Source organism: Treponema sp. OMZ 790 (genome assembly GCF_024181285.1).
Classification (GTDB): Bacteria; Spirochaetota; Spirochaetia; order Treponematales; family Treponemataceae; genus Treponema_B.
This window is the reverse complement of the sequence record NZ_CP051201.1, coordinates 341,258-356,591: the sequence shown is the minus strand read 5'-3', so window position 1 is coordinate 356,591 and position 15,334 is coordinate 341,258. Positions and strand designations below refer to the sequence as shown.

General features: G+C 41.0%; 14 protein-coding genes. 9 read left to right on the top strand and 5 right to left on the bottom strand.

Annotation, left to right across the window (positions count from 1 at the left end; genetic code table 11):
- The first annotated feature begins 11 nt into the window (after positions 1-11).
- The 9 genes from E4O01_RS01655 to rsmG all read left to right on the top strand — a co-directional run bounded on the left by E4O01_RS01655 (position 12) and on the right by rsmG (position 10,656).
- Complete coding sequence (locus E4O01_RS01655; protein WP_253693651.1) at positions 12-1,226, top strand: response regulator; 1,215 nt, start codon at positions 12-14, stop codon at positions 1,224-1,226.
- The gene (locus E4O01_RS01650) at positions 1,213-3,243 is read left to right on the top strand and encodes a response regulator (RefSeq protein WP_253693648.1); all 2,031 of its coding nucleotides are present in this window, start codon (positions 1,213-1,215) and stop codon (positions 3,241-3,243) included. The genes E4O01_RS01655 and E4O01_RS01650 overlap by 14 nt, the downstream gene beginning before the upstream one ends.
- Before the next feature lie 60 nt (positions 3,244-3,303).
- On the top strand, positions 3,304-4,491 hold the full coding sequence (locus E4O01_RS01645) for a divergent polysaccharide deacetylase family protein (protein ID WP_253693646.1): 1,188 nt from the start codon (positions 3,304-3,306) through the stop codon (positions 4,489-4,491).
- 30 nt (positions 4,492-4,521) lie between these two features.
- Positions 4,522-5,538 carry a tRNA (adenosine(37)-N6)-threonylcarbamoyltransferase complex transferase subunit TsaD gene (tsaD, locus tag E4O01_RS01640; RefSeq protein WP_253693644.1) on the top strand — a complete coding sequence of 339 codons (1,017 nt, stop codon included), beginning with the start codon at positions 4,522-4,524 and terminating at the stop codon, positions 5,536-5,538.
- Between the two features lie 25 nt (positions 5,539-5,563).
- Positions 5,564-5,986, top strand: a complete 423-nt coding sequence (locus tag E4O01_RS01635; RefSeq protein WP_253693643.1) for a hypothetical protein — start codon at positions 5,564-5,566, stop codon at positions 5,984-5,986.
- Positions 5,987-6,005: 19 nt separating this feature from the next.
- Positions 6,006-7,022: a radical SAM protein gene (locus tag E4O01_RS01630; protein WP_253693640.1), complete on the top strand. Its 1,017-nt coding sequence runs from the start codon at positions 6,006-6,008 to the stop codon at positions 7,020-7,022.
- A 77-nt stretch (positions 7,023-7,099) separates the two neighbouring features.
- Entirely contained in the window at positions 7,100-8,464 is a 1,365-nt protein-coding gene (locus E4O01_RS01625) for a TDE2508 family outer membrane beta-barrel protein (RefSeq protein ID WP_253693637.1), read from the top strand.
- 86 nt (positions 8,465-8,550) lie between these two features.
- Positions 8,551-9,924 (top strand): aldehyde dehydrogenase, encoded by a 1,374-nt coding sequence (locus E4O01_RS01620; RefSeq protein ID WP_253693634.1) that lies wholly within the window; start codon positions 8,551-8,553, stop codon positions 9,922-9,924.
- Between the two features lie 18 nt (positions 9,925-9,942).
- Positions 9,943-10,656, top strand: coding sequence for a 16S rRNA (guanine(527)-N(7))-methyltransferase RsmG (rsmG, locus tag E4O01_RS01615; RefSeq protein WP_253693631.1), 714 nt, complete (start codon positions 9,943-9,945; stop codon positions 10,654-10,656).
- Positions 10,657-10,690: 34 nt separating this feature from the next.
- Here rsmG and E4O01_RS01610 read toward each other — a convergent pair whose 3' ends face one another.
- The 5 genes from E4O01_RS01610 to radA form a co-directional block, all read right to left on the bottom strand.
- Entirely contained in the window at positions 10,691-11,368 is a 678-nt protein-coding gene (locus E4O01_RS01610; RefSeq protein ID WP_253693628.1) for a metallophosphoesterase family protein, read from the bottom strand.
- 433 nt (positions 11,369-11,801) lie between these two features.
- A complete protein-coding gene (locus tag E4O01_RS01605) occupies positions 11,802-12,935 on the bottom strand; it encodes a formylglycine-generating enzyme family protein (RefSeq protein WP_253693625.1) in 1,134 nt (377 codons plus the stop codon).
- Between the two features lie 247 nt (positions 12,936-13,182).
- The gene (locus tag E4O01_RS01600) at positions 13,183-13,443 is read right to left on the bottom strand and encodes a Txe/YoeB family addiction module toxin (RefSeq protein WP_010694945.1); all 261 of its coding nucleotides are present in this window, start codon (positions 13,441-13,443) and stop codon (positions 13,183-13,185) included.
- Positions 13,440-13,700: a type II toxin-antitoxin system RelB/DinJ family antitoxin gene (locus E4O01_RS01595; RefSeq protein WP_010699744.1), complete on the bottom strand. Its 261-nt coding sequence runs from the start codon at positions 13,698-13,700 to the stop codon at positions 13,440-13,442. Before E4O01_RS01595 ends, E4O01_RS01600 begins: the two co-directional genes overlap by 4 nt.
- A 224-nt stretch (positions 13,701-13,924) precedes the next feature.
- Positions 13,925-15,310: a DNA repair protein RadA gene (gene radA, locus E4O01_RS01590; RefSeq protein WP_253693621.1), complete on the bottom strand. Its 1,386-nt coding sequence runs from the start codon at positions 15,308-15,310 to the stop codon at positions 13,925-13,927.
- Positions 15,311-15,334: the final 24 nt, after the last annotated feature.

Here is a 15,334-nt window from a genome sequence, read left to right as displayed (position 1 = left end):
ATAATTATAACATGAAACAAGTTTTATTGATAGGTATAGCACCTACTTTGCGTTATTATATTACAAAAAAACTACAAGAAGTCGGCATTTTTGTCATTTATGCCGAAACAGTCATAGAAGCCATGAATATTATGAAGCAGCAGCCCGTGATGCTCATAATAATTGACTACAGTTTCAGCAGGGATACATTGTTTAATTTTTTTGCCGAAAAGCAAAAAACACCTACTTTTTCACCCATTCCTTCAATAGTATTGGGAAGAAAAATAGCCAAGGTCGACGTAGCCCTATTGGCCTCATACGGAGTGAAAAAAGTAATTTCAAAACCGGTCAGAGTTGATGAACTTTTATCTTCGATAGGCCTTATTTTAGGTACGACATTTCCAATGGATCCCACACCCTGTATTCTGGAAACAAGGGTAAATGAAGACGTTATATTTATTGAACTGGCACAAGGTTTAAACAGGGATAAACTTGAACTTCTTCAATTTAGAATAATAGAACTCATCGAAGCCTATAAACTTGCCGAAGCTAAAATTTTAATCATATTGACTGATTTAAATTTAACCTACGCCGACACTGCCAATCTGGAATATTTAATAGATAATATTTTGGCCGTAAAAGTTGTTTCGCCTAAAAACTTAAAACTCCTGACTCTCAATCAATTTGTAAAAGACTTTTTCGCGCAAAATCCCGACTATAAAATGATTGAAGTAGTGGAAAGTCTGGGACAGGCTCTTTCGGCTCTTTTGAAAAAAACGGAAGATAAGAGAGCTGTAGCTCAAACAATGTTAAATACCGACAATGAGCATAACGAAAATGCAAGCAACCTTGGAACCCGTTTTAAAATAGACACGGCAGAAAGCCTTTCGATAGCAGTCGTCGATGATGATCTTGTAATAAGAAAAATGATGACTGCAATTTTTTCGGATCTAAATGCCGAAGTCGATCTTTTCGAAAACGGAGAAGACTTTTTAAATAAGATACAAAATGATGTTTATGATGTTATTTTTTTGGATATGATTATGCCGGGAATGAGCGGCATAGATGTTTTAAACGGAGCAAAGAAGAAAGGCATTACAACGCCCTTTGTTATTCTATCTTCCGTGACTCAACGCGATACGGTCATCAAAGCCCTCGAAAAAGGAGCAAAAAGATACATATTAAAACCCATAAAAAAGGAAACGGTTTTGCGCAAGATGGAGGAGGTTCTGGGTGCATGTATTTAATAAAAGGATTTCAAATTCTCGGCTGGGAAAATATTTAATTGCATCAAACATAGGCTACATAATTTTTTCGCCTGAGTACGTACCTCTTTTTTGGAGTCCTGAAGCAGAGAAACTTTTACCGGAATACTTGGTCAAAAACACCAAGGTAAAATTGCAAGATTATTTAAAAACGATTTTATCGGAAGAAGACTACATCAGGCTGTCCGAATTTATAAAAACAAATCCAAAAACGAGCGGGTTTGAAGCAAGATTCGACAGCTCTTCAAATCTTTCGGACAAAACAGCCCTAAAGTTCAGTTTTAATAAACAAGATGACGGTAATTTTTTTGTAACCGTATATGACATAACAAAGCAAAAATTAAAAGAAGAGTTTTTGACAATTGCAAGGCAGGATGCAGAAAAAGCAAACAGCATGAGAAGCCTTTTTTTGGCCAATGTCAGCCATGAAATAAGAACACCTATTCAAACCATAATAGGCATGATGGAGCTTATCAACGAAACAAATCTTGATGAAGAACAAAGCGAATACACCCGTCAGGTAAACTTTAGTGCCGAAGTTCTGCTTACCCTTGTAAACGATGTTTTGGATTTTTCAAAACTGGAAAGCGGAAACATGACAATGGAAAGGACAGCTTTTAACCTGACCGATTCCGTTGAGCAGACCGTAGATTTAATTTCGATGGAAGCCCACAAAAAAGGATTGGAAATTGTTGTAGACATAAGCGATAAGATTCCCGACTTCATCTACGGAGATCCGGCCAGATTGCAGCAGGTTCTTTTAAACTTTGTGAAGAATGCGGTTAAGTTTACCGAAAAAGGATATGTTTCGGTTTCGGTAAAACTGGTTTTGGAAACAAAACCGAACAACACGGATAAGGGAAAACATTTTTCGATTCTTTTTGAAGTTGCAGATACGGGAATAGGAGTAAATGCGGAACAAAAATCGAAGATATTCAATTCTTTTTATCAGGGAAATGCCGCAATCAACAGAAAATACGGAGGAACAGGCCTTGGGCTTGCGATTTCAAAAAACATTATAACCATGATGAAGGGCAAAATAGGAATAAAAGATAATATTCCGGGAGGCTCGGTATTTTGGTTTAAGATTCCTTTGATTCCTTCAAAGAAAAAAGCCCCCCACGAAAGCACCTTGCTTGACAAGAGTACAAGATTTTTAATCGTCGATGATAATATGCAGACCCGTTCTATTTTAAAGAGAATGCTCTTTAAATTCGGTTTTCAGGACATATCCTTGGTAAGTTCCGGCGAACATGCAATTGAAGAGATGAAAACGGCTGCAAAAAATAAAAATCCGTTTAAAGTAGTATTTATAGACATGGTCATGCCTAAGATGGATGGATGGAGACTTGGAGCCGAAATTCATAACGATCCAAATCTTTCCGATTCAAAACTATTTTTAATGATACCCGAAGGAAGTCTCGGCCGGGATGCAAAGATGAAACTTTTGGAATGGTTTGACGGCTATCTTTATAAACCCGTAAAATCAAGAATCATTTTTAACTTAATAAACGGCCTCTACCCCAAGTTTGCCGCATCTTCAGAAAAAGATGATATTTCGGAACTGGAACCTGTTGAAGCAACTGAACAAAATCAGCACGGCGGAAATTCGCACTATGATGATGAAGACAACTTTTTAGGATGCAACGTTTTGGTTGTAGACGACCATCCCGTAAACCAAAAACTGCTAAAAATTATCTTGGAAAAAGCCCACTGCACTGTGGAAACGGCAAATGACGGTGAACATGCCATAGAAGCAGCATCAGGACAAACCTTCGATATTATTTTTATGGACATACAGATGCCCGGTATAAACGGATATGAGGCTACACAAATCTTGCGGGGAAAGGGATACACAAACCCAATCATTGCATGTACAGCCGGCTCTCAAGATAACGAACGAAAACTATGCGAATCTAAGGGCTTAAACGATATAATCAAAAAACCTTTTAACAAAAAACAGCTTTTTGAAATGGTAAAAAAGTATTATAAAAGGTAGAGATTCTGCCAAATTCCGCCCGATTGACAAAAGCCCGCTTAATGCTTATCTTCTATACCTATGGCAAAAAAGAGTACAAAGACCGGAAAAACAACTAGACAAGCAAAAAAATCAGGAAGAAGAAGAAAAAAGTCGAAAATTAACTATACCGCAGTTACTGCGGGGCTTTTGGCTGTCTGCGTGATAATGCTTGCCGTATTTTTGTTTGTAATTCCTTCAATAAAAAATAAGGATGAAGCAGGGAAGACTCAAATTGCCGAAAAGCCGATACCCGAAAACAAAACTCCTGACAATCGGGTAAAATCCGATAAACCTAAAGAAACGGAAAAACTGTCCGCACCTGATAAACCTAAAGAAGCAGAAAAAGCTGCCGCAAAAGATAAACCTAAGGAAGCCGAAAAAGAAACAGCAAAAAATCAACCGAAAGAAGCTGCAAAAAATCAGCCTAAAGAAGCCGAAAAGCCGGTCCCGGTAAATCGGCCTAAAAAGCCTGAAAATCCCCCAATCACGGAAAAACCTAAAGAGCAGGAAAAAGAAGAAGATGCCGCGGCCTATCCTATTCAGGACTTACCTGAGCTTCCTTCAAAGGGAAAACTCATCTTTGTGTTTGACGATGCGGGGCATAACTTGGAGCAGTTACAGCATTTTTTGAATTTGCCCTTCCCATGCACCATCGCAGTTTTGCCTAAGCTGCCCAACTCAAAGGAAGCAGCAAGAAGAATAAGAGCGGCCGGAAAGGAGCTCATCCTTCATCAGCCCATGCAGGCCTTAAACCCGAACATCGATCCCGGCCCCGGAGCCGTCAAGCCCGGGATGAGCCGTGAAGAGATAAAAACTATTGTAGCTTCCAATGTGGAAGAAATAGGCCCCATAGCCGGAATGAATAACCACGAGGGCTCCCTTATCACATCGGATGAAAACGCTATGGAGGCAGTCCTTGAATTGTGCAAAGAAAAAAACATCTACTTTTTGGATTCACGCACCAGTTCAAAAAGCGTCGTTCCTCAGACTGCAAAAAAACTGAACATGAACATTTGGGAAAGGGCAGTCTTTCTTGACAATAAGCGGGACAAGGCCTATATGAAAAAACGGATTATAGACGGCTTGGAGATTGCTTCACAAAAAGGAGAAGCAATTATGATAGGCCATGTGGTTACTGTAGATCTTGCAATCCTTCTAAAAGAAATGTACTCCGATTTAACTCGGGAAGGGTATACGTTTTCTACAATTTCAAAATCAAAAAACTAGATAACCCTTTATTATGGGAGTGATAATACAATGAAGATATTAGGAATAGAAAGTTCTTGCGACGAAACTGCGGCGGCAGTCGTCGAAGACGGAAATAAAATTTTAAGCAATATCGTAGCTACGCAGATTCCTTTTCACAAAATGTATAACGGAGTTGTTCCCGAAATAGCAAGCCGAAAACATACCGAGTGGATTTTGCCGATTGTAAAGCAGGCCCTGGCCGAAGCCGATTTGAGCCTTGACCAAATAGACGGAATCGCCGCCACGGGAAGACCCGGGCTTATGGGCTCTCTTTTAGTCGGGCTCACCTTTGCAAAGACCCTTGCATGGTCTTCAGGTAAGCCCTTTATCGCCGTAAACCACATGCTGGGTCACCTTTATGCAAGCCATCTGGAACACGATATACCCTATCCTTATCTGGGGCTTTTAGTTTCGGGCGGACACTCGATTATCTGCAAGGTAAATAATTTTGACGACATCGAAGTTCTGGGCACCACAATCGACGATGCGCCGGGAGAGGCCTTTGACAAGGTTGCCAAGTTTTATAATTTGGGCTACCCGGGAGGAGCCGTAATCGACAAGCTCGCCAAAACCGGAAATCCCAAGGCGGCAAACTTTCCCATGCCCATAATTCACAAAGAAGGACACAAGTACGATGTTTCCTATTCGGGTTTAAAAACCGCCGTCATAAACCAGATAGACCAATTTTGGAATAAAGATTTTGAAAAAACTCCTGAGAATATAGCGGCGGCCTTTCAAACAAGGGCAGTGAAGATTTTGCTCAGGCCGCTCTTGGATGCCTCGATAGATACGAGCTTAAAAACTATAGTCGCAGGCGGAGGCGTTGCAGCCAATTCTTTGTTGAGGGAAAAACTTGCAGAGCACAAGGAATTAAAATGCATCTTCCCTTCTCTTAAATTTTGCACGGATAACGCAGCGATGATTGCAGGCCTAGGCTATCATTACCTAAAACGCGGCGACAGAACGCCCTTTACCGTCGAAGCCTCTGCCAGAGTAGAAGGCTTCAGCAAAAAAGGCCGCCGCTAGGTGAGTCATAAGTATTTCAATACTTATGAAAAACATCGCAGAATTGGATTATAATGAAAAGATTATGGATACAATGGAAAAATTTTATTCGGATGGAATAAGACTTGCCGAAAAACAAGATAAGGACGGAGCCGAGTTTGACAGCCGCCTTACCGAAATCTTTTGTAAGGCAGTGTCTCTTTACGATAAGCAGGCTAAAGCCTTGGCAAACGATTTTGCAGATTATTGGCTTTCGGAATATTCTGAAGGAAGGCAAAAAAAAGAAGAAGCAGTTGAATGGTTCTATAAAATATTTTCTCTTATTGCAGGCAATTTTGAAAAGGACATGGACTTTCCGCAAGAAGATTGGGAGCAAATAAATTTAATTATTTCTTCCGAGGCTGAAAGTTTAGACATGGATCTTTTAAATTCGATAATGACGGTAATTGTCGAACGCAAAAAAATATAAACCTTTGAGCGGGAAACGAATGCTTTCGTTTGAAGATTTTGATTTTAAAGAATATGACTCATGTACTCTCTGCCCTAAAAATTGTAAGGTAAACCGCAACAAGGGCGAAAAGGGCTTTTGCCGAGAAACAAGGGAGCTTCGCCTTGCATGGGCAGGCCTCCACTTTGGGGAAGAGCCGCCTATCACGGGAGCCGGAGGCTCAGGCACAATCTTTGTTACGGGCTGCAACCTCCGCTGTTCCTTTTGCCAAAACTATCAGATATCCCAAGAAGGCATGGGAAGGGCCGTAAGCCTTGAAGAATTTGTCTCCTTGTGTTTTCTACTTGAAAAAGAGGGAGCCGAAAACATAAACATCGTTACGGGAAGCCACGCAATCCCTGCAATAGCCATCGGCTTAAAAGAAGCAAAAATGCGGGGCTTAAAAATTCCTGTAGTCTGGAATTCTTCCGCCTATGAAACCGAAGAAGCTATAAGCCTCCTTTCGGACTGCGTTGACGGCTGGCTCCCCGATTTAAAAACGTTGAACCCGCAAGTCTCTTCTCAAATTTTTTATGCACCCGACTATCCCGAAACGGCAACAAGGGCCATCTTAAAAATGGCGGAAATCTCCCCCTTAAAAATTGAAACGGAGGATGAAGAAAAAGGCCCCTTCGGAAAACTATATTCGGGCGTAATAGTCCGTCACCTCGCCCTCCCATCCCGAATGGCGGACTCAAGGGCAGTCTTGAAATGGTTTGCAAAAAACTTACGGGACAGAGCCCTCATCTCGGTGATGACCCAATACACTCCGGTTAAAAGGATCGGAGGAATAAAAAGCGCTTTGCCTTTTGAAAACCGAATGCTAAGCCCGGAAGAAGACGAGGACTTAAAAGAGCTTCTTTTAAAGCTAAAAATAGATGAAGGCTTTTACCAAGAGCTTGTCGCCTCCGATGACTGGCTTCCCGATTTTCACCGGGTACAAACCTTTTCGTCGGAACTTTCAAAACCATTGTGGCATTGGAAGCAAATTTCCCTAAATTCTCGTAAATTCTCCTAAAAATGGGTATACCCGTATTGACAAATGCAAAATTTTACGGGATAATCGGTACTAGTAGATTTTAAAAAGGAGATATCATGAAGATACAAAAGAAATTATTTATTTTTGCAGTTCTTTTAATGGCTGCATCCTTGGTTTTCGCTCAAACATCAATGACATCACACAGCACCCAAGAGCTTTTCGGCACTGATGTTGACGATTTTATGAATGTAAATGAGTGGCAAAACGTAAAGCCCAAAAATATCTTCGGCTTTTTAGGCTATGGTAAAAACGGTATAGGTTCAATAAACCTAGGTCTTGCCCATCAGTTTAAGGCCTTTTATCTGGGAAGCTATTTTGAAGGTCAGATCCCCGGCTGGAGCAAGGTAAAAGATTCAACCACATCTACAACAACAACCCAAACAGACAATGAACATCTAGCTACCGGCAAACTCCTTTTCGGTTTTGGAAACATCGGTATAATGACAGATATTTCTTATGAACCTAAGCCAAACAACAAGGTTACATGGAACTCGGACACAAAGGTAAAGCAAATAGATAATTTATTTAAATTAGACGTTAAATTGGCAGCCGGTATAAACTTAAATTCCAATAACAAGGTTTTTAAGATAACTCCTAGGCTTGGACTTAAATCTGATATCAAGAAAAACAGAACAATTACCGAAGGTAAGCTTACAAGCCTCACAGATGAAAATAAATTTGACCTTTTAATCGGAATCGGATTTTCACACGATTTTTTAAAAAAAGATGCTGTTACCCATACTATAATGGCAGATTTAGACACCGAGTGGAGGATATTCCCAAAAAAAACCAACTATACAGACGCCTTAGGAGTAACATCCACAACATATACCTACGGTGAATTACATGACAAAATTAAAATTACGCCCAAATACCAGATAGCTTATGAACCTGAAGGTAAATTCGCAGTTAAGGCTGAAGCCGGACTAGAAACAAATCTTTCATTTGAGAAAGATATGAATTACACCAAAACTATCAATTCTCTTACCGGTACAACAACGGCTTATAAAACCCCCAGAGAACACAAAACCAACTTTAGTATAAGCCCTAACATAAAAGCTGCTTTTGTCTATGCTCCCATCAAAAAGTTAAAGTTTAACTTCGGACTGGACTTTAAGGTTCCCAGCATTTCATTGAAAACAAAAAAGACTGAAACCCGTGATGCCTCAGGAAAAGTTACGAAGACAGTTAGGAACAGCACTTTCGAGTTTATCACTGCTGACGGAAAATTTTCTGCAACATCAGGACTTACCTGGCTTATAACCGAAAATGTAGTTTTGGATGCAAACTGGAACATTATTAACAATTTATTTAACACCTTCAGTTCCAACCTTGCTGAAGGTTCCGGCACATCAATTTTGAACACAATAAACAAGCTCGTTGTTCATAATATACGTTTTGCAGTATCGGTTAAATTCTAACAAAAAATTACAACATTAAAATCTACTTTAAGATAAAACCTGTTAGTGCTTTTAATAGCATTAACGGGTTTTTTTGGAGCTTATACATGAATAACGAAATAGAAACAATCGTAAAAAATTGCAGGATTTTTTTTGAAACAAATAAAACAAAAAGCTATGAGTTTAGGATTTCTCAATTATTAAAATTACAGGAAGTCTTAAACCAAAACAAAAAAGAACTTTTAAATGCTCTTTATTCCGACTTACACAAAACCGAAATGGAAGGCTTCTTTTCGGAAGTTGCTATCGTACGCGGAGAACTTAAATTTGCAATCAAGCACTTAAAAGAATGGATTAAGCCTAAAAGGGTTCCGACATCGATTGCACATTTTAAAAGCTCAAGCAGGATAATGTATGAGCCCTTCGGAACCGTCCTCATTATGTCGCCTTGGAATTATCCTTTAAACTTAACCCTCGCTCCATTGGTAGGCTCCATTGCTGCAGGAAACTGCGCCGTTGTAAAGCCTTCAAACTATTCGCCTGCGACCTCTGAGGTAATAAAAAAGATTATCTCCGAAAACTTTCCGCCCGAATATATATCGGTAATTACCGGAGGCCGAGAAGAAAACTCAAAACTCTTGGAAGAGCGTTTTGACTACATCTTTTTTACAGGCGGAACAACTGTCGGAAAGCTCGTCATGGAAGCGGCCTCAAAATATGTAACCCCAATAACCTTGGAGCTCGGCGGAAAGTCTCCCTGCGTGGTCGAAAAATCGGCAAACTTAAAAGTCGCCGCCCGCCGCATAGCCTTCGGAAAATACCTTAACGCCGGGCAAACCTGCGTAGCCCCCGATTATCTTTTAATCCAAGATGAGGTAAAAGAAAAATTTATCGAAGAGTTAAAAGCGGCCTTAAAAGAATTCTTTCCCACGGAAACCTATTTGGACATGCACCTTCCCCACATCGTAAACGAAAAACATTTTGACCGCCTTATGGGTTTAATTGAAGGAGAAAAAATAATCACGGGCGGCAAAGGAGAAAAAGGCAGAAAATTTATTGAGCCCACGGTTTTGGATAACATTACCTTTGATTCCAAAATAATGCAGGAAGAAATTTTCGGGCCAATCCTTCCCGTAATAAGTTTTAAGACAATAGAGGAAGCAATTAAACTGATTAAATCCCGCGAAAAGCCCCTAGCCTCTTATCTTTTTACAACCGACTCAAATATAGAAAAGAAATTCTTAAATGAAGTTTCTTTCGGGGGCGGCTGTATCAACGATACGATAGTCCACTTGGCAAGCGATTACCTTCCCTTCGGAGGAGTCGGCTTTAGCGGCATGGGAAAATATCACGGCGATGAAAGTTTTAAGGTTTTCAGCAATGCAAAAAGCATCTTAAAAAAATCCAACCTCATCGACATTAAGCTCCGCTACCATCCCTATTCCGAAAAAAAATTAAACATAATCGACAGGATGATGTAGAGCCGGAGGTTTTAAGATATGGAAGATAAACTTTTATTAGACGGCTTAAAAGAATTAAACTTAAAAGACTCAAACCTGCCGAACTTAGGCGAAGCCTTTCTTAACGAATTACACGAACTTTTAAGCCTTTACATGAGGGAGCTTAAAATGTTTAATGCCTCCTTTAATTTGGTAAAGGTCAAGGATGACAAGGAATTGATTATCTCCCATATTTTGGATTCCCTATCGGCTTGGCGTTTTTTTTATGATGAAATTATGCGCGACAGTCAAGCCCCGATTCTACAAAAAAAATTTTACATAGCCGATGCAGGAACGGGGGCAGGTTTCCCCGGTATTCCTCTTGCAATTCTTTTTAAAACATTTCGGCTTCAATGCGTAAATTTAAATTTAATAGAAAGGATGCAAAAGCGCTGCACTTTTTTAGAAAACGTCAAGGCTGTTCTCCAATTAAAGAACACCGAGATTATCGAAAGCGAAGCCGAAAAAGCTCCGCAAGTCAAATTCGATATTGTAACATGCAGGGCCTTCCGCACCTTGGATAAGCATATTCTAAATACCCTGCTCTCTCTTGCAAGGCCTAAGGGTAAATTGTTTTTATACAAGGCCACGGAAGAAAAAATCAATGAAGAAATGGAGCTTATTAAAAAAGAAAATCTAAACTATAAAATAGAAGATCTCCATGTTCCTTTTTTGAACAGGGAGCGCCGGCTCCTCATAATCGAAAAACCTTAAGTTTAAGGCTTTTCATTAATATAAGATTCTTTAATTAATCCAAGTTTTTTAATTCTACCGAAACTTCGAAGCCTTTTTCTTTCTTTGTAATTTCGGCAAGGGCATAGCGGCCTTCCATCAAGGCACCGGGATTTACTAAAACGGTTTCTCCGATTTTATCGACTGCAAAGGACTCGTGAATATGGCCCGACACAACCAAAAGAGGTTTATGCTTTTCGATTAAAGCCGTGATCCCCTTTGAACCCACATGCACCATTGGAGCCACCTTATCCACCTTTGCCCCATGCGGAGGATTATGACAAACCAAAACTAAATTATCGGCCTCAGTAATATTTGCTTTTTCAAAGGCATCGGTCAGATCTTTTACAAGTTCTTCATCGGTTCTTTCGTAGGGGGTCATGCCTGTAAATTTGCTCCCGCCCCCTGAACCTGCAAAGATAAGCCCTTCAAAATTTTTTACCTCGCCCGTAATCGAAACACCGGCATCTTTTAATTTTTTTTCAAACTCAGGTTCATCGCAATTCCCCAACACGGCAAAAATATTTTTATGAATCTTTAAAAGCTCGTTTAAAAAAGGCGCCCCCGTTTCAATCTTTTTAAAAGCAGCAAAGTCCCCTCCGAAAATAAGGGCATCAACCCCATCGGCAACAGGTTTTATTTTTTTTAGTTTTTCAAGATCCCCATGCCCGTCCGAAATAATCAATAATTTCATAAGTATAAACCCTCCTAAATTTGTTTGCGATGTTTTTTATAAGTCTTTAAGACTTATGAAAAACTCGACGGTCTAGCCTAAAAATCGAATTAGATTTTTAGGCTAGACCAATTATACATTATTTTGGGGAAATGGTATATGGGAGAGATAAGTAGGGTTTAGGATGCTATCCAGCTGACGCGGCACCAAATAAGATCCATACCGTTTTTAGTCAAAAAATTTTCGAGCCGCTAAAGCGGCTGACACAGTGCAGTTTTATTTTCAAAAATACACTGCACCACAAAACACATTTTGCCTGTTCGGTTTCACCGCTTTACCGCCAAGGACGGCGGTAGTTCCATTCTTGCGATGTTTTGCCGAAAGGCAAAACTCGAAACTCAAAATCGGACACGGATGTCCGATTTTGAGTACCTCTCCGGCAAAATGTGTGAACTCAGGGCCGACAAGCCAAGCGGAAGCCAAGATAGCCGTCCCTGCCGTCAGGACTGAAGCTGAACCGTAGGCCTACAGTGCAGCCGTACGCGTCGTTGTCCCAACTGCCGCCGCGTTCAACACGGTCAGTACCCGCCGCGGCCCCTTGAGGATCGGTAACAATATCACCTTGCATATAAGCACCATCATTTGAAGCAGGGGAATAATTCCACCAATCAAAACACCATTCCAAGACATTCCCGCTCATATCGTGTAATTTAAGTGCATTCTCCTGCTTTTTTCCAACAGGATGAGTTTTGCTTCCTGAATTACCATCATACCACGCAACCTCTCCTGTTTCAGCCGTATCCCATTTATCTTTGGCTCCGCTTGCACTGTTTAATTTGGTCAGCCATACTTCCCCGTATTGTGCCGCATTTGTTGTATTGCTTCCCTGCCAGCGGGCCGCATATTCCCACTCGGCTTCGGTAGGAAGTCTAAAGCCTTTTTTACTCATATCGGCGTATGCGGCATCGCAAGCAGCTGTATCAGTCGCGTTTTTTAATACAACCGTATGATCGTCTTTTTTGCGGTAGACGCATTGCTCATCGGAGCCCAGCTTTATTTGAGTATACGCATTACACCATACTATGCAGTCCCGCCAGCTTATAGTCGTTACAGGCTCATCGTCAGTTCCGCTTCCGGAACTGCCTTTTACTCCTGCATTGGCAAATACATACCCATGTTCAGGTTTTACCGCCCAATCGTAAACTTCTTTCCAAAGTTTGTACGTTACCTCTGTTTTGCCTAGCTTATAGGGGCTTAATTTTACCTTCCGGTCTTTAATAAATACGCCTTTCCAATAAGCCCCAGTTCCGGGTAAGGTGTAGTCAGGGTCAACGCCTACAATGCCTTTTGCAGGAGGGATTATTTTTATAAAGTCGCCTGCGTCTTCAAAAGAGCCTACATCGGGCTGTGCGGGCGGTGTGGGCGGTGTTGCGCCTCCTCCGCCGGAACTGCCCGAACCGCTTCCGCCCGCATTATTCGGGCAGCCTGTAAAGACCAGTGCCAATATTGCGGCTGTGATGAGCGCCGCGGCTCCCTTAACTGTGAAGGCTCTTGCTTTCTTGTTTTTGTTTGTTTTAAACTTTATCATAGGTTCCTCCTGTCAAAGTTAATTTTTAATTTAACTGCCGGCGGTGCATTTGTCTATCATTACGGTACAGTGTAACACGTTTCCACACAAATATCAACCGTTTGAATGGTTCAAAACCAATTTAAAATAACCGATAACACAAGGGCCGAATGAACTGTCGGCTGTCCCCAAATGGGGCAGCCTTTTAATTCGGTAAATAAATTCATCTATAGATATTTTTTTGTATTTATATATAACCTCATTTCGATTAATCCTCGTAATGTCCACGGCAGGATAGAATTTCTAGAGTATTTTTGCTTACACGGTACACAAGCCTGTTCACTTCATCAATACGACGGCTCCAAAACCCGCTCAACTCGCCTTTTAGGGGTTCCGGTTTTCCTATACCGTCAAAGTTTCTACGTTCAATATCTTTAACCAGCATGTTGATACGCTTTATTGTTTTCTTATCTTGTGTTTGCCAATACACATAATCTTCCCAAGCTTCATCAAACCATATTTTTTTCATTCGCCCGCCTCGATAAGCTCATGTTCTACCCATTTTCCGGCGTTCAGAGCTTCAATTCCGCGGCGTAAGTGAGCCATGTTACTTTCACTGTAGAATGGATCTGTTGATATTTCAAACGGTATTTTTTGTTTCCTAACCGCCGCTTTTGCAAACACGCAAAATGCTGTTGTCATTGTCATTCCAATATCGGAACAAAAAGCTTCAAACTGTTTTTTTAAGTCCTCATCTATGCGGATATTTATGTTTGTCTGTGCCATAGTAGTAACTCCTTTTTGTATATTATAAATAAATATATTGGCAATGTCAACTTTTTCGATTCGACATGTCATTGCATTTCCTCTGTCAATGTAAAATTTTATATTGACATCAAATATACAAGCATATATAATTATGGATACAACCCAATTACAATACCAAATCATGAACCAATCAAAAAAATCTAAAGAAACAAGATTAAGATAAATTTTGTTCACGCACAAATTTACCCAAAAACCTTCTTTATTGCCGAGCTTAAATCTTCTGCCTTAAAAAGCTGTGAGGTATTTATATCTCCTGTCTCGGAATCGGAAGGAGGCGGCGACACTACCTTTGTAAAGCCCATGCTTTGGGCGGTTTTGATTCTTTGCTTTAATTTTTTGACGCTTCGGATTTCTCCTGCAAGGCTCAATTCGCCAATGTAGGCTCCTTCTTTTTGGGCAGGAATATTTGCACGGGCGGAATAAAGAGCAAGTGCTATGGCGAGATCGGCGGCGGGTTCTTTAAGCCTTATACCTCCTGCAACGTTTACATAAATATCCTGATCCGAAAATTGCAGGCCTATTCTTTTTTCCAAAACGGCGGCGATGCGGCTGACTCGGGCAGAATCTATCTTGTCCGAAAAGACTCTTGTAACCGCACCCTTGGCAGGAACCGTAAGGGCCTGTATTTCTACCATAAAAACGCGGCTTCCCTCGCAGACCGGAACTGCTGCAGAGCCGGCCGGAAGAGAGCCCGATCTGTTTGTAATAAATAGAGAGGAAGGATCATCTATGGCCTTTAAGCCGCCCTCGTCCATCGAAAAAATTCCAAGCTCATCTACTGAACCGAAACGGTTTTTTAATGCACGCAAAAAGCGTACATCGTCTTCAGTTCTTTCAAAAGAAATAACGGTATCGACTAAGTGTTCAAGCACCTTGGGGCCCGCTATGTTTCCGTCCTTGGTTACATGGGCAGTTAAAAACAAAACGCTGTCTCTCTCCTTAACCCAAGACACAAGCTCGTGAGCGCATAGCTTTAACTGATTGACCGTACCGGGAACAGCTCCTGCATCTGCGGAGTACATGGTTTGAATTGAATCGATTATTACAAAAACAGGATTAACCTTGTTTAATACCCTCTCCGCATCTTCAAGTCTACAGGTGCATAAAAGCTCGATATTTTTTAAAGGAAGATTCAGCCTGTCGGCTCTGGAACGGATCTGACCACCCGACTCTTCTCCCGAAACATAGAGCACTTTTTTTACCGAGCCCGAAGAAGCGGCTGAGGCGGCCTGTAAGAGAAGGGTCGATTTTCCTATGCCCGGCTCTCCTCCGATTAAAATTGCAGAACGCTTTACGGCTCCTCCTCCCAGCACCCTGTCAAATTCCGCAATCCCCGTCGAAATGCGGACTGCATCATTAGCCTCAATAGCATCGAGAGGAACGGAGTGAGCTTCTTTTACAAATTTTTCTGCAAGGTTCCTTTCGGCTGCGGAATAATTTTCATTGATTGTAACTTCTTCAAATGTATTCCACTCGCCGCATTCGGGACAGCGCCCCAGCCATTTGGCTTGAGTATAACCGCAATTACTACAGCGGTGTGCAAGGTTTCCTGTTTTCTTTTTTGCCATAAAGTTTCCTATTTTTTAAATTAC